At 71.5% G+C, this 16,845-nt stretch carries 19 protein-coding genes; 4 read left to right on the top strand and 15 right to left on the bottom strand.

What is annotated here, in order from left to right; genetic code table 11:
- Positions 1-115 precede the first annotated feature (115 nt).
- Both AOM03_RS06685 and AOM03_RS06680 read left to right on the top strand, forming a co-directional pair.
- Positions 116-613, top strand: a complete 498-nt coding sequence (locus AOM03_RS06685) for a DUF2975 domain-containing protein (RefSeq protein ID WP_062379608.1) — start codon at positions 116-118, stop codon at positions 611-613.
- The gene (locus AOM03_RS06680) at positions 613-849 is read left to right on the top strand and encodes a helix-turn-helix domain-containing protein (protein ID WP_062379606.1); all 237 of its coding nucleotides are present in this window, start codon (positions 613-615) and stop codon (positions 847-849) included. The genes AOM03_RS06685 and AOM03_RS06680 overlap by 1 nt, the downstream gene beginning before the upstream one ends.
- A gap of 333 nt (positions 850-1,182) precedes the next feature.
- Here AOM03_RS06680 and AOM03_RS06675 read toward each other — a convergent pair whose 3' ends face one another.
- The 7 genes from AOM03_RS06675 to AOM03_RS06645 all read right to left on the bottom strand — a co-directional run bounded on the left by AOM03_RS06675 (position 1,183) and on the right by AOM03_RS06645 (position 6,753).
- Entirely contained in the window at positions 1,183-1,677 is a 495-nt protein-coding gene (locus AOM03_RS06675; RefSeq protein ID WP_062379603.1) for a hypothetical protein, read from the bottom strand.
- On the bottom strand, positions 1,674-2,243 hold the full coding sequence (locus AOM03_RS06670) for a MarR family transcriptional regulator (protein WP_062379601.1): 570 nt from the start codon (positions 2,241-2,243) through the stop codon (positions 1,674-1,676). Before AOM03_RS06670 ends, AOM03_RS06675 begins: the two co-directional genes overlap by 4 nt.
- A 108-nt stretch (positions 2,244-2,351) precedes the next feature.
- On the bottom strand, positions 2,352-3,317 hold the full coding sequence (rlmB, locus tag AOM03_RS06665; protein ID WP_062379599.1) for a 23S rRNA (guanosine(2251)-2'-O)-methyltransferase RlmB: 966 nt from the start codon (positions 3,315-3,317) through the stop codon (positions 2,352-2,354).
- 262 nt (positions 3,318-3,579) lie between these two features.
- Positions 3,580-4,992 (bottom strand): cysteine--tRNA ligase, encoded by a 1,413-nt coding sequence (cysS, locus tag AOM03_RS06660; protein ID WP_062379596.1) that lies wholly within the window; start codon positions 4,990-4,992, stop codon positions 3,580-3,582.
- A 98-nt stretch (positions 4,993-5,090) separates the two neighbouring features.
- Positions 5,091-5,567: a 2-C-methyl-D-erythritol 2,4-cyclodiphosphate synthase gene (gene ispF, locus AOM03_RS06655; RefSeq protein WP_062379594.1), complete on the bottom strand. Its 477-nt coding sequence runs from the start codon at positions 5,565-5,567 to the stop codon at positions 5,091-5,093.
- Positions 5,564-6,274: an IspD/TarI family cytidylyltransferase gene (locus AOM03_RS06650; protein ID WP_062379591.1), complete on the bottom strand. Its 711-nt coding sequence runs from the start codon at positions 6,272-6,274 to the stop codon at positions 5,564-5,566. The genes ispF and AOM03_RS06650 overlap by 4 nt, the downstream gene beginning before the upstream one ends.
- The gene (locus AOM03_RS06645) at positions 6,271-6,753 is read right to left on the bottom strand and encodes a CarD family transcriptional regulator (protein ID WP_062379589.1); all 483 of its coding nucleotides are present in this window, start codon (positions 6,751-6,753) and stop codon (positions 6,271-6,273) included. Before AOM03_RS06645 ends, AOM03_RS06650 begins: the two co-directional genes overlap by 4 nt.
- Before the next feature lie 155 nt (positions 6,754-6,908).
- Here AOM03_RS06645 and AOM03_RS06640 point away from each other — a divergent pair, with 155 nt between their 5' ends.
- The gene (locus tag AOM03_RS06640) at positions 6,909-7,379 is read left to right on the top strand and encodes a hypothetical protein (protein WP_062379588.1); all 471 of its coding nucleotides are present in this window, start codon (positions 6,909-6,911) and stop codon (positions 7,377-7,379) included.
- Between the two features lie 147 nt (positions 7,380-7,526).
- On the opposite strand, the gene pstB is transcribed toward AOM03_RS06640, so the two are convergent.
- From pstB to AOM03_RS06610, 6 genes are all read right to left on the bottom strand, one after another.
- Complete coding sequence (gene pstB, locus AOM03_RS06635; RefSeq protein ID WP_062379586.1) at positions 7,527-8,306, bottom strand: phosphate ABC transporter ATP-binding protein PstB; 780 nt, start codon at positions 8,304-8,306, stop codon at positions 7,527-7,529.
- A gap of 11 nt (positions 8,307-8,317) precedes the next feature.
- Positions 8,318-9,292: a phosphate ABC transporter permease PstA gene (gene pstA, locus AOM03_RS06630; RefSeq protein ID WP_062379584.1), complete on the bottom strand. Its 975-nt coding sequence runs from the start codon at positions 9,290-9,292 to the stop codon at positions 8,318-8,320.
- The gene (gene pstC, locus AOM03_RS06625) at positions 9,292-10,293 is read right to left on the bottom strand and encodes a phosphate ABC transporter permease subunit PstC (protein WP_082092215.1); all 1,002 of its coding nucleotides are present in this window, start codon (positions 10,291-10,293) and stop codon (positions 9,292-9,294) included. Before pstC ends, pstA begins: the two co-directional genes overlap by 1 nt.
- Before the next feature lie 84 nt (positions 10,294-10,377).
- On the bottom strand, positions 10,378-11,526 hold the full coding sequence (pstS, locus tag AOM03_RS06620) for a phosphate ABC transporter substrate-binding protein PstS (RefSeq protein WP_062379582.1): 1,149 nt from the start codon (positions 11,524-11,526) through the stop codon (positions 10,378-10,380).
- Positions 11,527-11,962: 436 nt separating this feature from the next.
- Entirely contained in the window at positions 11,963-12,658 is a 696-nt protein-coding gene (locus tag AOM03_RS06615) for a response regulator transcription factor (RefSeq protein ID WP_062379580.1), read from the bottom strand.
- Positions 12,655-13,767 carry a sensor histidine kinase gene (locus AOM03_RS06610; protein ID WP_156157667.1) on the bottom strand — a complete coding sequence of 371 codons (1,113 nt, stop codon included), beginning with the start codon at positions 13,765-13,767 and terminating at the stop codon, positions 12,655-12,657. Before AOM03_RS06610 ends, AOM03_RS06615 begins: the two co-directional genes overlap by 4 nt.
- A gap of 138 nt (positions 13,768-13,905) precedes the next feature.
- Here AOM03_RS06610 and phoU point away from each other — a divergent pair, with 138 nt between their 5' ends.
- Positions 13,906-14,565 (top strand): phosphate signaling complex protein PhoU, encoded by a 660-nt coding sequence (gene phoU / locus AOM03_RS06605; RefSeq protein ID WP_062379576.1) that lies wholly within the window; start codon positions 13,906-13,908, stop codon positions 14,563-14,565.
- Positions 14,566-14,687: 122 nt separating this feature from the next.
- Here phoU and AOM03_RS06600 read toward each other — a convergent pair whose 3' ends face one another.
- Both AOM03_RS06600 and AOM03_RS06595 read right to left on the bottom strand, forming a co-directional pair.
- Complete coding sequence (locus tag AOM03_RS06600; RefSeq protein WP_062379574.1) at positions 14,688-15,434, bottom strand: phosphoglyceromutase; 747 nt, start codon at positions 15,432-15,434, stop codon at positions 14,688-14,690.
- Between the two features lie 350 nt (positions 15,435-15,784).
- The gene (locus tag AOM03_RS06595; RefSeq protein WP_062379572.1) at positions 15,785-16,843 is read right to left on the bottom strand and encodes a lactonase family protein; all 1,059 of its coding nucleotides are present in this window, start codon (positions 16,841-16,843) and stop codon (positions 15,785-15,787) included.
- Positions 16,844-16,845 lie beyond the last annotated feature (2 nt).

The raw sequence follows: 16,845 nt of genomic DNA, 5'->3' as shown, positions 1-16,845 counted from the left end.
GCCGGCCCCCTCGCCGGCCGCTCCCCAGCGCGTCCACCGCGTCCGGCGCGTCCGGCGCGAGTGGACCGAACGCCCGTTTTTCGATAGATTCCTCTCGACCTACGAGAGGAATGCCGTGACTCGCCCCCTGCTCTTCCTGCTGCGCGCCGTGCTGGTCGCGCTGTTCACGGGAACCCTGTTCGTGCAGACCGTGATGGCCGCCGTGGTGTTCATGAGCGCCGCCGGCGGCCCCGCGGAGGCCGTCCGCGTGCCCGTCGTGGCGGTGATCGTGCTGGGCGGGCTCTGCGTCGAGGCCGTGCTGGTGTCCGTCTGGCGGCTCGCCACCCTGGCGCATCGGGGCGCGGTGTTCTCGGCGCGGTCGTTCCGGTGGGTCGACGTGATCGTGGGCGCCGGCGCGGCTGCTTCGGTGCTCCTGCTGTCGCTCGCCGCGGCGCTCGCGCCGCAGCCCGACGCGGTCGCGGCGCCGGGCGTAGTCCTGCTGCTGGGGATCGCGGCGCTGGTGCCGCTCGGGGTCGCGCTGGTCGTGCTCGTGATGCGGGTGCTGCTCGCGCAGGCGATCGCCCGCGAGGAGGAGGCGCGCCGCCTGCGCGCCGAGCTCGAGGACGTCATCTGATGCCCATCGTGGTCGACATCGACGTCATGATGGCGCGCCGCAAGATGGGCGTCGGCGAGCTGGCCGAGCGCGTGGGCATCACGCCCGCCAACCTGGCCGTCCTGAAGAACGGGCGGGCCAAGGCGGTCCGCTTCACCACCCTCGAGGCGCTGTGCGCGGCACTCGAGTGCCAGCCCGGGGACCTGCTCCGGTGGGAGGAGCCCGCCACCACGCCCCACCCGACCGTCCAGCGGTAGGCGCACCCCGCACCCCGCACCCCGCTCTCGGCCTCCCGGCGACCCGGCCTCCCGGCGACCCGGCCACCCGGCCACCCGGCCACCCGGCCACCCGGCCACCCGGCCACCCGGCCACCCGGCCACCCGGCCACCGCATCGTCCCCCGCTCAGCAGGGGAACTCGTATCGCGACGCTAGCCGAATTAACGCGTTTTGGGCGCGGCACTCCGGGGCGGTCGGCAACCGCCCGAAGTGCATGAGTTTGGCAAGCGCTGCGCAACTGCTTCCCCGGCGCTCACGCCGAGCGGGACCACACATGGGCGGGAAGGCGGTAGCGCGGCGGGCCCCCGCGCCCCTAGCGGAAGACGCCCATCTGCTCCATCAGCTGCGGCGCTGCCGTGAGCAGATCGTTCGCGAGGGCGATCGCGGCGCGCGCATCCCGCTCGTCGCCTATGTCGCGGTCCGGCTTCGGATACTCGGTGTCGTTGCGGATCTGCCGCAGGCCCTGGAACCGTCGGCCGAGCGCTGAGCCAAGTTGTGCGCGGATCGCGTCGCCAACGTGAGCGTGGGCCCCCTCGCCAGACATCACCCGGAGGCCCTGATGCTCCAGGATCGCCGTCGCCGCCTTGCGGGCGCCGCCGTAGCCAAGCTGGAGCGCCTGCGCGGGGAAGTCGTCGACGAGCCGTTCGGCGCCGGCGAGATCGTTGCGAGCCTCATCGAGAATCCTCTGCGCGAGATTCGCGTCGGGGACGCGTTGCTCGAGGTGCCCGCGGGAGATCATGTCGCGAACGTCGGTCGCGACCAGTCCCTGGTCGGCCTCTCGAGGACGGCGTGGCTGGTCGCGGCTCACGCGAGCACCATCGTCGGGTTGCCCTTGATGTCGAGGACGAAGCCGTCACCGTCGCCATTCCACCTGTCGGCGCTCATGACGGTGACGTTGACCGGGCGCCCGATGGTGCGGCCGAGGTCGTCGGCGATGCCATACGCGTCCATCTTCGAGACGTCGCCGACGATGAGGATGTCGACGTCGCCGGGGAACCGGCCCGGCTGACCGGCGAGGCGTGCCGCCCAGGAGCCGAACACGATGAGGTGCTCGAGTCCGGGGAGGTCGGCGAACGCGTCGTGGACGAGCGCGGCGGGTCCGTAGGTGGCGGCGATGATCTGTGCGAGGGGCGCGGCGAGCGGGTAGTCGGGGTTCGCAGCCACGAGGCGGGCGGGGCCGACCTTGCGGGAGGTGAGAATCCCCGCGGCCGCGAGCCGTGCGACCTCGCGGCTGACGGTGGGCCGCGGAATGCCGGTGCGAGCGGCAATCTCGCCGACGGTGTGCTCGCCTTCCCTCAGGAGGGTCTCGGCAAGGATGCGCGCCTGGCTGTCGGAGCGCAGGAACGGCGCGACCGCCGGGACATCATTTCTCATAGATGAATGCTGGCGTTCAGTTATTGCATGCGCAACGGGAGCGACACCTTGTACGGGATGCTCGCGGCCCCGGCCCCAGGCGAGGTCCCGTCCTCCCGCCGACTCCGACTAGGAGCGCGTGACCGCCTTGGAGGCCTCGTACAGCGCGAGCGAGGCGGCGACGGAGGCGTTGAGGCTCTCGGTCGACGCGGCGATCGGGATCGAGGCGACCTGATCGCACGTCTCGCGGACCAGGCGGCCCATGCCCTCGCCCTCGGAGCCCACCACGATGACCAGGGGGCCGTCGAGCAGGTTGGACTCGTGCAGGGAGACGTCGCCGTCGCCGGCGAGGCCCAGCACGAAGCAGCCGGCCTTCTTGTAGTCCTCGAGCGTCCGCACCATGTTGGTGGCGCGCGCGACGGGCAGGCGCGCCGCGGCGCCCGCGGACACCTTCCAGGCCGCCACGGTGACGCCGGCCGCGCGACGCTCCGGGATGAGCACGCCGGACGCGCCGAAGGCGGCCGCAGAGCGCATGATCGCCCCCAGGTTGCGCGGGTCCTGGATGCCGTCGAGGGCCATGATGCGCACCGGCGAGGGCGCCTCGAGCAGGTCCTCCGGGTGCGCGTACTGGTACGGCGGCACCTCGAGCGCGATGCCCTGGTGCGGCGAGCCGTCCGCGAGCGCGTCGAGCGTCGCCTTGGTGACCTCGACCACGTCGACGCCCGCGTCGACGGCGAGGCCCACGATCTCGGTGACGCGGTCGTCCGCGTCGATGCGGTTGAAGACGCTCAGTCGCGTGGCCGCCATCCCCATCCGCAGGGCCTCGAGGACGCTGTTGCGGCCGACGACCAGCTCGTGCGACTTGGAGGTGCGGTCCTTCGGGGTCGCCTTGCCCGCCCGGGCGGGACGCTTGGCGGCGGCGCGCTCGGCGCGCTGCTTGTCCTTGTAGGCCTTGTGGTTGGGCCGGTCCTCCGCCTTGGGCGTGGGCCCCTTGCCCTCGAGGGCCTTCCGGCCGTGGCCGCCGGTGCCGACGGTCGCGCCCTTCTTCGAGCCCGTATTGCGAGTGGCGCCGCGGCGCTGTGAGTTGCCAGCCATGTGCCAAGCGTAACGGCGCACGGTCCGGGGCCGCCGCGCGGCCGTCCGTCACCCGGGCAACCCCGGGTCACGCCGCCCCCGCGTCACGCCACCCCCGCGTCACCTGTCCACACACACCCGCCTGAGACCGCCGCGAAAATGCTGATATCTGCGGGACACGCCGCCGACACGCCGGCCGGTGTGTGGAGGAGCGCATATTCCGTGTGGAGGGGTGACACGGAGGAGCGACACGCAGCAGCGACACGGAGCACTGACGCGGGACTCAGCCGCCCAGCGACCAGCGGGCCCCGTCCGCGGCGTCCTCGACCACGATGCCGGCCTCCTTGAGCCGGTCCCGGATCGCGTCGGCGGCAGCCCAGTCCTTGGCCGCGCGCGCGGCCGCGCGCTGCTCGATGCTGGAGCGCACCAGCACATCGAGGGCGTGCATCGCCGCATCCTGGGCCCCGCCTCCGGCGGAGACCCACTGCGCCGGGTCCAGGCCCAGGACGTCGAGCATCGCCCGGGCGCTCAGCAGCGCGGCGGCGACCCCCGCATCGTCCCCCGCGGTGAGCGCGGCGTTGCCCGCGCGCACGGTCTCGTGGATGACGGCGAGCGCGCGCGGCACGCCCAGGTCGTCGTCCATCGCGGCGACGAAGGCGCCGGGGAGCTCGGCGGCGCGCACGTCCGTCAGGGAAGCCTCGCCCACCTTCTCGGACGCGCGCCGCACGAAGCCGCCGAAGCGCTCCCACTGCGCCGCGGCCTCCTCGAGGGTCGACTCGGAGTACTCGAGCATCGACCGGTAGTGCACGGCCGCGAGAGCGAGGCGCAGCACGGCCGGCTCGTGGTGCGCGAGCACCTCGGACACGAGCAGCCCGTTGCCCAAGGACTTGGACATCTTGGCGCCCGACTGGGTCACCCACGCGGAATGCATCCACAGCCCCGCGAAGCCGTAGCCGGCGGCGCGCGACTGAGCCTGCTCGTTCTCGTGGTGGGGGAAGCGCAGGTCCAGGCCGCCGCCGTGAATGTCGAACGCGTCGCCCAGGTAGCGCCGCGCCATCGCCGAGCACTCGATGTGCCAGCCCGGCCGGCCCGGCCCCCACGGGCTGTCCCACGAGGCCGTCGCCGGCTCGGAGTCCTTGCGCGCCTTCCACAGGGCGAAGTCGTGCGGGTTGCGCTTGTCCTCGACGGGCGCGTCCACGGCGGGCGCGAGGTCGTCGAGCGCCTGGCGGGTGAGCGCGCCGTAGTCGGCGAACGAGTGCACGTCGAAGTACACCGACCCGCCCTGCTCGTACGCGTGACCGCGCTCGAGGAGCCGGGACACCAGCGCGATGATCTCCGGCATGTGGCCGGTCGCGCGCGGCTCGGCGGCCGGCGGCAGCACGCCCACGGCCGAGTACGCCGCCTGGAACTCGCGCTCGTGCGTGAGGGCCCAGGCCCACCACTCGGCGCCGGCGTCGGCGGCCTTGGCGAGGGTCTTGTCGTCGATGTCGGTGACGTTGCGCACCATGGTCACGTGGAGCCCGGACCGCTCGAGCCACCGGTGCAGCACGTCGAACGCGACGGCGCTGCGCAGGTGCCCCACGTGCGGCGCGCCCTGGACGGTCGGCCCGCACAGGTAGATCCCCACCCTCCCCGGCGTCAGGGGGACGAACTCGCGCTCGGCGCGCGTGGCGGTGTCGAACAGGCGGAGGGTCACCCGCCCAGGCTACCGGTCCCGTTCGGGCCGGACGTGGGACGATGCGGTGGCCCGGGACGATGCGACGGTCGCCCGGGCGGGGGTGGCCGCCTCCCCCGTCAGCCGCGCGGGACGATGAGCGCGGTCGCGATCGCGGCGATCCCCTCGCCGCGGCCGGTGAGGCCCAGCCCGTCGGTGGTGGTGGCGGACACGGTGACGTGCGCGCCGGCGGCGGCGGAGAGCTTCTCCTGGGCCTCGGCGCGGCGGGGCGAGAGCTTGGGCCGGTTGCCGATCACCTGGATCGCCACGTTGCCGATGACGTACCCGGCGTCGCGCACGCGCGCGGCGGTCTCGGCGAGCAGCGCGGTGCCGGCCGCGCCCTCCCACTGGGGCTCCGCGGTGCCGAAGTTCGAGCCCAGGTCCCCCAGGCCCGCCGCGGACAGCAGCGCGTCGCACGCGGCGTGCGCCGCGACGTCCGCGTCCGAGTGGCCCTCGAGGCCGGGCTCCCCCGGCCAGGCGAGGCCGGCGAGGCGCAGCTCGCGGTCGCCGCCGAAGGCGTGGATGTCGACGCCGATGCCGGTGCGCGGGACGGTCATGCGGGCTCCTTCGCGAGGGCCGCCGCGGAGGCGGCGGCGATGTGCTCGGCGAGCGCGAGGTCGCCGGCGTGGGTGATCTTCACGCCCCACTCGTGGCCGTCGGTGGCGACGATGCGATAGCCCAGGTTGCGGGCGAGCGTCGCGTCGTCGGTGGCGTCCTCTCCCCCGCGGGCATGCGCGTCCTCGAGGACGGCCGCGCGGAACGCCTGGGGCGTCTGCACGGAGCGGAACCGCGCGCGGTCGACGGGATCGCCCAGCGAACCGTCGGGTCCGGGGGCCGCGACGAGCGTGTCCACGACCGGGACCACGGGGACCGCGCCGTCGGCGCCGGCCTCGACCGCGGCGGCGGCCAGGCGCATCGTCTCCGGGGGCTGGAAGGCGCGCGCGGCATCGTGCACCAGCACGATGTCCGCGGGCGCGCAGGCGAGCGCGGCGACGCCCGCCGCCACGGACCCCTGGCGCGTGGGCGCGCCGGGAACCACGACCAGGTCGGGACCGAGGCCGCCGTCGAGCCCCGCCAGGGCCGCCTCGAACTCGGCGAGGTGGGTGGGCGGGGCCGTGACGACGATGCGCGAGGCGACGCGCGCGGTGCGGCGCACCGCGTGCACCACGAGCGGCTCGCCCGCGACGGCGACGAGCGCCTTGGGATGGGGGGACCCGAGCCGGGTCCCGTAGCCGGCGGCCGTGACGACGGCCGCGACGGTCACGACGCGAGGACCTCGTCGAGACGCTGCTCGGCGGCGCCCTCGTCGCACTTCTCGGCGAGCGCGAGCTCGCTCACGAGGATCTGGCGCGCCTTGTGCAGCATGCGCTTCTCGCCGGCGCTCAGACCCTTGTCGGTGTCGCGGCGGGACAGGTCGCGGACCACCTCGGCCACGCGGATCACGTCGCCCGAGGCGAGCTTCTCGACGTTGGCCTTGTAGCGGCGCGACCAGTTGGTCGGCTCCTCGATGTAGGGCTCACGCAGGACGCCGAAGACCTTCTCGAGGCCGGCCTCGTCGACCACGTCGCGGACGCCCACCAGGTCGACGTTGTCCGCCGGGACCTCGATCGTCAGATCCCCCTGCGCGACCTTGAGCTTGAGGTAGGTCTTCTCCTCGCCCCGGATGATGCGCTTCTTGATGTCCTGGATCTGGGCCGCCCCATGGTGGGGGTAGACGACGGTCTCGCCAACGACGAAGTTCATGGTGAGGTAATCCCCTTCTCGTGGACTCCTATTCTACCATCGCAAATACTTGGCATAACAGGTGCATATCGGCTGGCAGAGACCCGCAAGGGACGGTGGTCCCAGGCCGCCCGCGCCACTATCCTGCGAGTGTCCCACCCCGGAAAGGACCACCCGTGAAGCTCCGCATCCCCGGCGCCGCCTCGACCGCCCTGCTCGCCGCCGTCGCGCTCGCCGGCTGCAGCACCATCAACCCCATCACCACGCAGCAGGCGTACGACGCGTCGGACGGCGTGAGCGTGCAGATCGGCGACGTGCGCGCGCTCAACCTCATCGTGGTGGCCGAGGAGGAGGGCGGCCCGGCGGTGCTGATCGGCTCGCTGTCGAACTCGGGGAGCGAGGACGTCGCCGTGTCCGCGTCGATCGACGGCGACGCCATCGTGACCGTCGACGTGGCCGCGGGGACCACGCTCACGCTGGGCGGCGAGTCCGAGGAGACCGCGGTGACCGGCACCGCGACCGTGCAGCCGGGCCTGCTCACCACGGTGGTGTTCCAGACCGATGCGGAGGGCCAGGTCGAGCGGCAGGTCCCCGTGATGGACGGCACGCTTCCGGAGTACCGGGACGAGCTCGAGCGCCTGGGCTGACCGCCCTCGCCCCTGGACACTCCGCACGGATCAGACAGCAACACGCCGGTGACCAGCCCCGAAACGGGGTCGATCACCGGCGTGTCGTCGCTCAGTCCGTGCGCAGTGTCCAGAAGGACGGGGGCCGGGCGCGGACCGGGCTGAGGATCAACCGAAGCGGCCCGAGATGTAGTCCTCGGTGGCCTTCTCCGACGGCGACGAGAACATGGTGGTGGTCTCGTTCATCTCGATGAGCTTGCCGGGCTTGCCGGTGCCCGCGATGTTGAAGAACGCGGTGCGGTCGGACACGCGGGCGGCCTGCTGCATGTTGTGGGTCACGATGACGATCGTGTAGTTGGACTTGAGCTCCTGGATCAGGTCCTCGATCGCGAGGGTCGAGATCGGGTCGAGGGCCGAGCAGGGCTCGTCCATGAGGAGCACGTCCGGCTTGATCGCGATCGCGCGGGCGATGCACAGGCGCTGCTGCTGACCACCGGAGAGCGAGGAGCCGGGCTTGTCGAGGCGGTCCTTGACCTCCTCCCACAGGTTCGCGCCGCGCAGCGAGGACTCGACCAGGTCGTCCTGGTCCGAGCGCGAGATGCGCTTGTTGTTGAGCTTCATGCCCGCGAGCACGTTCTCCGCGATGGACATCGTGGGGAACGGGTTGGGACGCTGGAACACCATGCCGATGTGCCGGCGGACCGACACGGGGTCCACGTTGGAGTCGTAGAGGTTGACCCCGTCCATGAGGACCTCACCCTCGACGCGGGCGCCGGGGATGACCTCGTGCATGCGGTTGAGGGTGCGGAGGAAGGTCGACTTGCCGCAGCCCGACGGGCCGATGAAGGCCGTGACGGACTTCGGCTCGATCGCGAGCGACACGTCCTCGACGGCAAGGAAGTTGCCGTAGTAGACGTTGAGGTTGTTGACGTCGATGCGCTTGGCCACGATGGAGTCCTTTACCGGCCGGTCTTGGGGGAGAAGTAACGGGAGATGAGTCGGGCGATCAGGTTGAGCGCCATGACGATCAGGATGAGGACGAGCGCCGCGGCCCAGGCACGGTACTCGGTGATCTCACCCACGCACGCGATGTCGGGGTTGTTGCAGGGCTGGATGCCCTTGCGCCACTCGGCCACGATGTAGACCGGCAGCGCCATCATGCGTCCGTCGAACAGGTTGAAGTTGAGCGAATCCGCCACACCGACGGCGACGAGCAGCGGGGCCGTCTCACCGATGACTCGGGCGATCGCCAGCGTGACACCCGTGGTGATGCCGGCGATGGCCGTGCGGACCACGACCTTGAGCACGGTGAGCCACTTGGGCACGCCCAGCGCGTAGGAGGCCTCGCGCAGCTCGTTGGGCACCAGGCGCAGCATCTCCTCGGAGGAGCGCACCACGACGGGGATCATCAGCACGGACAATGCGATCGAGCCGACGATGCCCAGCTTGGTGCCGGGCCCGACGATCAGCGCGAACATCGCGTAGGCGAACAGACCGGCGACGATGGACGGGATGCCCGTCATGACGTCGACGAAGAACGTCACAGCCTTCTTCAGCCAGCCCTGGCCGTACTCGACCAGGTAGATCGCGGTGAACAGGCCGATCGGCACGGAGATCACGGCCGCCGCCAGCGTCATGAGGAGCGTGCCCCAGATCGCGTGCAGGATGCCGCCCTCGGGCATGCCGCCGAAGATCCCGCGCATGGTCTGCTGCAGGAAGTCCAGGTTGAAGTTCTGGTCGCCGTTCGCGTCGATCATGAAGCGGTCGATGCCGCGCTGGATCACCGTGATGCTCAGCCACACCAGCGGGATCACCGCGAGCAGGAACGCCAGGTAGACCAGGACGGTCATGCCGCCGTTGGCGAGGCGGCGGCGCGTGCTCAGCGTGCCGAGCACGGCGCCGTTCTGCTGGGTGGGGGTCGTGGTCGTGGCCATCAGTTGGCTCCCGAGAACTCGGCGCGACGGGAGACGACCCACCGCGCGGCCATGTTGACGAGCAGGGTGATGACGAACAGCGCGAGACCCAGCGCGATGAGCGCGGAGACTCCGGACGAGTTCGCCTCGGGGAAGTTGCCGGCGATGAACGACGCGATGGTGTTGTGGCTCGCCGCGTTGAACAGGCCGAACGAGTAGCTCAGGCCCACCGACAGGATCATGTAGACCGCCATCGTCTCACCGAGCGCGCGGCCCAGGCCCAGCATGGTCGCGCCGATCACGCCGGAGCGTCCGAAGGGGAAGACGGCCATGCGGATCATCTCCCAGCGGGTGGCGCCCATCGCCAGGGCGGCCTCCTCGTGGAGGGTGGGCGTCTGGAGGAAGACCTCGCGGGTGACGGCCGTGATGATCGGGATCACCATGATGGCGAGCACGATCGCGCCGGACATCGCGACGCGGCCGGTCGAGGAGATGGTGCCGTCCGCGGCGGGCGCGAAGAGCGGGATCCAGCCGAAGTACCTGCTGATCCACTCGTAGATGGGCTGCAGCACGGGGATGAGCACGATCGCTCCCCACAGGCCGTAGACCACGGAGGGGATCGCGGCGAGCAGGTCGATGAGGTAGCCGAGGCCCTGCGCGAGCCTGCGCGGCGCGTAGTGGGAGATGAACAGCGCGATGCCGATCGAGAGCGGCGTCGCGATCAGCAGGGCGACCGCGGAGATCAGCACCGTGCCGAACAGCAGATAGCCGGCGAGCTCGATGAGGCTCTGGCCCTCGTCGGGACGCACCCACGAGATCTTCGAGGCGACCTCGCCGGACGAGTCCGTGAGCGCGGGCCACGCCTCGATGAGGAGGAAGGTCGCGACCGCGGCCAGGGTGGCCAGGATGATCACCGCAGCGGTCGTCGAGATCCCCTGGAAGATGTTGTTGGCCGCCGAGTGGGACTTCGCCGTCAGCGGGATGCTCTCGTCCGTTGCCGGTGGATTGCTGGTGGTTGTCACGCTTTCTCTCCCGTGAAATGCGGACGGACTGGTGGTGAGCTCATCCTCACGGACGAGCTCACCACCAGTCCAGTCACGCGGGTGTTACGCCGCCGCGATCTCGTCGAGGATCGCGGTGATCTCGGCGGACAGGTCCGAGGAGATCGGCGAGGAGCCGGCGGCCGACGCGGCCTGGGCCTGGCCCTCGTTGGAGGCGACGTACTTCAGGAAGCCGGTCACCAGGGCGTTCTCGGTCTCGTCGTCGTACTGCGCGCAGAGGATGTGGTACGAGACCAGGACCAGCGGGTAGGCGCCCGCGGCGGTCGTGGTGCGGTCGAGCTCGTACGCGAGGTCGTTCGCGCCGTTCGCGCCCTCGGCCAGCGGCGAGGCGTCGACGACGGCCGCAGCGGCCTCGGCCGAGAACGGCACGTACTCCTCGCCGACCTTCAGGGCGACGGTGCCGAGCTCGCCGGCGCGCGAGGCGTCCGCGTAGCCGATGGTGCCGGTGTTGTCCTGGACGATCTGCACGAGCGCCGAGGTGCCCTGGCCCGACTCGCCGGCGGCGCCGGCCCAGTCGCCCGAGGCGTCCTGGCCCCACGTGGTGGAGGCCTTGGCGAGGTAGTCGGTGAAGTTCTTGGTGGTGCCCGACTCGTCGGCGCGGTGGACGATGGTGATCGCGGTGTCGGGGAGCTCGACGCCCTCGTTCTGCGACGCGATGGCCTCGTCGTTCCAGGTGGTGATGGTGCCGTTGAAGATGTTCGCGATGGTGTCCGCGTCCATGTTCAGCGAGTCGATGCCCTCGAGGTTGAAGATGACCGCGATGGGCGAGATGTACATCGGCAGGTGGATCGCGCCGGCGTCGCCGTCGCAACGCTCCGCGGCGAGGGCGTACTCCTCCTCGTCCATGAGCGAGTCCGAGCCGGCGAACGAGGTCGCGCCGTCGAGGAACTGGGTGCGGCCACCGCCCGAGCCGACCGGGTCGTAGTTGACGGTGACGTCCGGGTACTCGCCCTGGAAGCCGGCACGCCAGGCCTCCATGGCCGACTCCTGCGAGGAGGCGCCGGCGCCGTTGAGCGAGCCCGAGAGCTCCATCATGGCGTCGTCGGCGGTGTCCTCCGCCGCGGTGGTCTCCTCGGTGGTGGTGCCGGTGGTGGCCTCGTCGGTGGTGTCCTCGTTCTCGGCCGAGCACGCGGCAAGCGCAAAGGTGAGCGCGGTCGCGGTGAGCACGGCGCCGGCGCGGTAAGCAATCTTCACGTTCGGTTTCCTCACGTTCGTGGGTGTCGCCCGGCCAGGTGCCGGGCGCGTTCGTCCCGGCGGGGATGCCGGACGGTTCTTCAAACTAAGCAATGGAGGTAACGGCGTCGGGGGCGCTATCTGAACGGAAGATGAACGTTCGGTTAACGCGGCCGGGCCGTAATAGAAACGTGACAAATAGTGCCAAGAAGTCCCCAAAACAGCGTCAGGAAGTCGCCATGGCGACCACGAGGGCCTGAGGGAACATGCGCCAACCCTGGCGGGCGTGGCGGGGGGACGATGCGACGGCCGGGCGACCACCGCATCGGCCAGGGGCGTCGGCACGGGCCAAGGGACGATGCGACGGCCGGGCGACCACCGCATCGGCCAGGGGCGTCGGCACGGGCCAAGGGACGATGCGACGGCCGGGCACCGCGTCGTCCCGGCCGCCCCTCCCCTACGGCTCGAGCGTGTAGCCCACCCCGCGCACGGTGACGATGAGCGACGGCTCGGACGGGTCGCGCTCGATGCGGGTGCGCAGGCGCTTGATGTGGACGTCGAGCGTCTTGGTGTCGCCGAAGTAGTCCGAGCCCCACACGCGGTCGATGATGACCTGGCGCGGGAGCACGCGGCCGGCGTTCTGCGCGAGCAGGTGCAGCAGCGCGAACTCCTTGGGCGGCAGGGTCTGGGTCTCGCCGTCGCGCACCATGGTGAGGCGCTCGGGGTCGAGCGTCATGCCCGCGGCGGTCACGCGCACCGGCTCGTCGGGGAGGTCGCTGCCGGCGGTGGCGGCGCGGCGCAGCACCGAGCGGATGCGCGCGACCAGCTCACGGCCCGAATAGGGCTTGGTGACGTAGTCGTCGGCGCCCAGCTCGAGCCCGATGATCCGGTCCACCTGGTCGTCCTTGGCGGTCACCATGATGACCGGCACGTCGGACTTGGTCCGGATCTCCTTGAAGACCTCGGGCCCGGCCATGCCGGGCAGCATGAGGTCGAGCAGCACGATGTCCGCGCCGTCGCGCGCGAAGGTCTCGACACCCGAGGGCCCCGTCTCCGCGAAGGCGACGGCGAAGCCCTCGCGCTCCAGCAGGAACTCGAGAGAGTCGCGATACGACTCCTCGTCCTCGATGACGAGGATCCTGGCCTCGGTCATTCCGCCTCCTCATGAACGTTGAGTTTGAAGGTGAAGGTCGATCCCACGCCGGACTCCGACCACACCGACACGGAGCCGGAGTGCTGGAGGGCGATGTGCTTGACGATGCTGAGCCCCAGCCCGGTGCCGCCCGTGTCGCGCGAGCGCGCGGGGTCGGCGCGGTAGAAGCGCTCGAAGATGCGGTCCTGGTCGGACGCGGAGATGCCGATGCCGCGGTCGATCACGCTCACGGAGGCGACGCCGTTGGCGGCGGAGCACGCGACCGCGACGGACGACTGCTCGTCCGAGTACTGGATCGCGTTGTCGATGAGGTTGCGCAGCGCCATCACCAGCAGGTCGCGGTCGCCCAGCACGGTGGCCTGGGTGCCGATCTTGCTGACGATGCTGATGCGCTTGGCCTCGGCTCCCAGGCGGACGGCCTCGATGGCCTCGTGGACCACGCCGTCGAGCGGGAGGACCTCGTGCTCGATGACCGACTCGCCGCCCTGCAGCCGGGAGATCTCGATGATCTCCTGGATGAGCTTGGTGAGCCGGCGCGCCTCCTTGCGCATCTTCTTGGCGAACTTGCGCACCATCTGCGGGTCGTCGGCGCCCTCCGCGATGGTCTCCGCGAGCAGCGACAGCGCGCCCACGGGGGTCTTGAGCTCGTGCGAGACGTTGACGGCGAACTCGCGGCGCGACTGCTCCGCCGCGCGGATCTCCGTGTTGTCGTTCGCGAGCGCGAGGCACAGGTTCTCATCCAGCGGCACCACGCGCACGTGCACCAGGCGCGGCTTGGCGAGCATGCCGCGCTGGACGGAGACCTCCTCCTCCTGTGCCTCGTCGCGGTCCCACGCCCGCTCGGCGAGGTCGGCGACGTCGCTGTGGAGGGCGCCGTCCTGGCGGGCGATCCCGAGCGCCACGGCCTGCGGGTTGCAGTAGGCGCTGCGGCGGTCGCGGCGCACCACGGTCGCGCCCGACTGCAGGGCGTCCATGAGCTCGCGCGTGCGCTGCGGCACCAGCGTGAGGGCCTTGATCTCCTTGCGCCGGCGCAGCACCGCCACGATCCACGTGGACGCGGCGCCCAGGAAGAAGCCCACCACGGCCGCTACCCACAGTTGCCCGGTCATGGGGCACACAGTAGACAACCGCCGCGATGTTCACCCAATGTTCAGAATCGTCACCGATTGTTCACCGAGCGCACCCGAACCCCTTGTCATCGGTAGCCTGCCAGGTGGAAGACTATTGCCACGACCTGAAGGAGACCCATGCGTACCCTGTTCACCGCAGAGATGTCGGATCTGGCGGACGACCTCATCGCGATGTCGCGCCTCGTGGAGACCGCCATCGACCAGGCCTCGGACGCCGTCCTCAACGGCGACCTGGACCTCGCCCAGTCGGTCATCGCCTCGGACGAGAAGCTCGACGAGCTCACGGCCAGCGTGGACGAGCGCTGCGTCCTGCTCATCGCCCAGCAGCAGCCCGTGGGCCTCGACCTGCGCAGCATCATCGCCTCGCTGCGCATCTCCGCGAGCCTCGAGCGCATGGGCGACCTGGCCGAGCACATCGCCAAGGACGCGCGCCGCTCCTTCCCCGGCTCCGCGATCCCCGAGTCGCACCGCGACATGGTGCACCGCATGGCCGAGCTGTCCAAGCAGACGGCCAAGGAGGTCACGCAGCTGCTCGAGACCCGCGACCTCAACGTCGCCGCCGCGATCGTGGAAGAGGACGACGAGATCGACGCCCTCCACGAGGCCGCCTACAAGGGCCTGGTCGACGAGTCCTACACCGGCAACGCCCAGGAGACGCTCGACGTCGCGCTCCTCGCCCGCTACTACGAGCGCTTCGGCGACCACGCGGTGGGCATCTCCCGCCGCATCGTCTACTTGGTCACCGGCGACCACTCGGGCGGCGACGCCCAGATTTGACGCCTCCTCAGGAGACGACGAAGGCCCCCGCCGCGAGGCGGGGGCCTTCGTGCTTCCCGGGCCATTCCCCGGGGGACGATGCGAGGCCTCCCGGCCCGCGCATCGTCCCCTGGGGAAGGGGGTTACTTCTTCTTGCCCTGGTTGGCGACGGCCTGGATGGCCGCGGCCGCGGCGTCCGCGTCGAGGTAGGTGCCGCGCGGGTTGGTGGGCTTGAGGGTCTCCTCGTCGAGGTGGTAGACGAGCGGGATGCCGGTGGGGATGTTCACGCCCACGATCTCGTCGTCCGCGATGCCGTCGAGGTGCTTGACGATCGCGCGCAGCGAGTTGCCGTGCGCGGCGACCAGCACGGTCTTGCCGGCCTTGAGGTCCGGGACCACGTCCGACTCCCAGTACGGGAGGGCGCGCTCGAGGACGTCCTTGAGGCACTCGGTGGCCGGGACGGGCTCGCCGGCGTAGCGCGGATCGCCCTCCTGCGTGAAGGTGTTCTCGGCGGAGATGGCCGGCGGCGGCACGTCGTACGAACGGCGCCAGATCATGAACTTCTCCTCGCCGAACTGCTCGAGGGTCTCGGCCTTGTTCTTGCCCTGGAGGTCGCCGTAGTGACGCTCGTTGAGGCGCCAGTTGCGCTTGACCGGGATCCAGTGACGGTCCGCGGCGTCGAGCGCGAGGTTGGCGGTCATGATCGCGCGGCGCAGCAGCGAGGTGTGCACCACGTCGGGGAGGATGCCCTCCTCCTTGAGCAGCTCGCCGCCGCGCTTGGCCTCGCCCCAGCCCTTCTCGTTGAGGGGGACGTCCACCCAGCCGGTGAACAGGTTCTTCTCGTTCCACTCGCTCTCGCCGTGGCGGAGCAGGATCAGTGTGTAGGTCATGCGCCCATCCTTGCGCATCCCCCCTGACCTCGCGAGCGGTCCAAGGTCCCGGCGGGGGGGGGGGGGGGTGCGTGCGCTTCTCGCTCGCGCACCGCGGGTCCGGGCGCGCCCACCGCGGGTCCACCGCGGGCCCACCGCGGGTCCGGGACAGCTGGGACCGCTGATTCGGCGCTCGTGCTTCCTGCGGGACAGCGTGGACCGGTGGGCGCGGGGGCGAGCGGTCCTGGCTGTCCCGAACGAGGCAGATGCGCGCGAATGGCGGTCCTGAGTGTCCCGGACCGCGGGGGTGCCGCGGGGCGGGCTGTGGGCGCGGGGGTGCCGCGGGGCGGGCGGGCCTGGGCGCGAGTCGTCTACAGCGGGAGCGCGCAGGCGGGGCTCGTAATCTCCGCGCGCGCGTGCGGGAGGTCCACGACCGGGTCCCAGCCGGGAAGGGTGAGCACGTCCGCGAGCGCGAAGGTGCGCGCCTCGTGGCCGCGCTCGCAGCCCACGACCAGCCGCTCCCCCGCCACCGCGAAGTGGCGCGGCCAGTGGCCGGCGTCGATCGCGCCGCGGTAGGCGAGCTCGCCCTCGGGGGCGACGTCGAAGACGGAGATCACGTCCGCGCCGCGGACGCCCACGAGCAGCGCCTCGCGGCCGTCGTGCTCGACGAGCGCGATGTGGGAGGGCGCGTTGTCCGCCGTGCGCGGCGACGCGGCGGTCGCGGGATGGGCCTCGATCTCCGTCGCGGTGGACGATGCGGGGTCCCACCTCAGGGTGCGGACCGTCGAGTCGAGCTCGCACGCCACGTAGAGCAGGGGGCCGCGGGTGGCGACGTGGCGGGGGCCGGCGCCGGGCGGGAGGGTCGCGGCGACACCGTCCGGCTCGAGGCCGTGGGGGGTGCGGCGGAAGCGGCGGAGCTCGTCGCTGCCCAGGTCCGCGACCAGCACGTGCGCGCCGCCGGGCGCGAGGGCGGCGGAGTGCGCGTGGCGCGCCGCCTGGCGATCGGGCACGCCGGCGGCGCCCGTGGGGGTGCCGAGGAGGGCGAACTCCTGCGCCGGGCCGTCGCCCACGGGCAGCCCGTCCTCCCCCAACGCGATCACCGCGACCGAGCCGCTGCCGTAGTGCGAGACGTACAGCGCGCGGGCGTCGGGTGCGAGGAGCAGGTGGCAGGCCGAGTCGCCGCGGGTGGGGACGGTGGCGACCACGGAGAGCTGGTGCCGGGAGGCGCGCGCGAGGTCGACGACGACCACGGCGCTCTCGCTCGTCTCGCACGCCGCATAGGCGAGCGGCAGCCGCGGGTGACGGACCAGGAACGACGGCGCGGGCAGTTCGAGCGCCCGCGCCGCCGCTCCGGAGTGGAGCCACAGCCCCTCGCCCGTGCCCGGCGGCGTGCCGAGGCCCGCGGCGGGGTAGGTGCCCCAGAGGATCATGC

Origin of the sequence: Demequina pelophila, from assembly GCF_000971175.1 — a bacterium.
Taxonomy (GTDB): Bacteria; Actinomycetota; Actinomycetes; order Actinomycetales; family Demequinaceae; genus Demequina; species Demequina pelophila.
Note: the sequence above shows the minus strand (reverse complement) of the source record. Positions and strands in the feature narration are given on the sequence as shown.

Excerpts from the sequence above, each read along its gene's own strand:
- pstA (WP_062379584.1), bottom strand. The coding sequence starts at position 9,292 with ATGGCCACGACCACGACCCCCACCCAGCAGAACGGCGCCGTGCTCGGC.
- AOM03_RS06595 (WP_062379572.1), bottom strand. The coding sequence starts at position 16,843 with ATGATCCTCTGGGGCACCTACCCCGCCGCGGGCCTCGGCACGCCGCCG.
- AOM03_RS06680 (WP_062379606.1), top strand. The coding sequence starts at position 613 with ATGCCCATCGTGGTCGACATCGACGTCATGATGGCGCGCCGCAAGATG.
- phoU (WP_062379576.1), top strand. The coding sequence starts at position 13,906 with ATGCGTACCCTGTTCACCGCAGAGATGTCGGATCTGGCGGACGACCTC.
- rlmB (WP_062379599.1), bottom strand. The coding sequence starts at position 3,317 with ATGGCTGGCAACTCACAGCGCCGCGGCGCCACTCGCAATACGGGCTCG.
- AOM03_RS06600 (WP_062379574.1), bottom strand. The coding sequence starts at position 15,434 with ATGACCTACACACTGATCCTGCTCCGCCACGGCGAGAGCGAGTGGAAC.
- AOM03_RS06670 (WP_062379601.1), bottom strand. The coding sequence starts at position 2,243 with ATGAGAAATGATGTCCCGGCGGTCGCGCCGTTCCTGCGCTCCGACAGC.
- AOM03_RS06645 (WP_062379589.1), bottom strand. The coding sequence starts at position 6,753 with ATGAACTTCGTCGTTGGCGAGACCGTCGTCTACCCCCACCATGGGGCG.
- AOM03_RS06610 (WP_156157667.1), bottom strand. The coding sequence starts at position 13,767 with ATGACCGGGCAACTGTGGGTAGCGGCCGTGGTGGGCTTCTTCCTGGGC.
- AOM03_RS06615 (WP_062379580.1), bottom strand. The coding sequence starts at position 12,658 with ATGACCGAGGCCAGGATCCTCGTCATCGAGGACGAGGAGTCGTATCGC.
- ispF (WP_062379594.1), bottom strand. The coding sequence starts at position 5,567 with ATGACCGTCCCGCGCACCGGCATCGGCGTCGACATCCACGCCTTCGGC.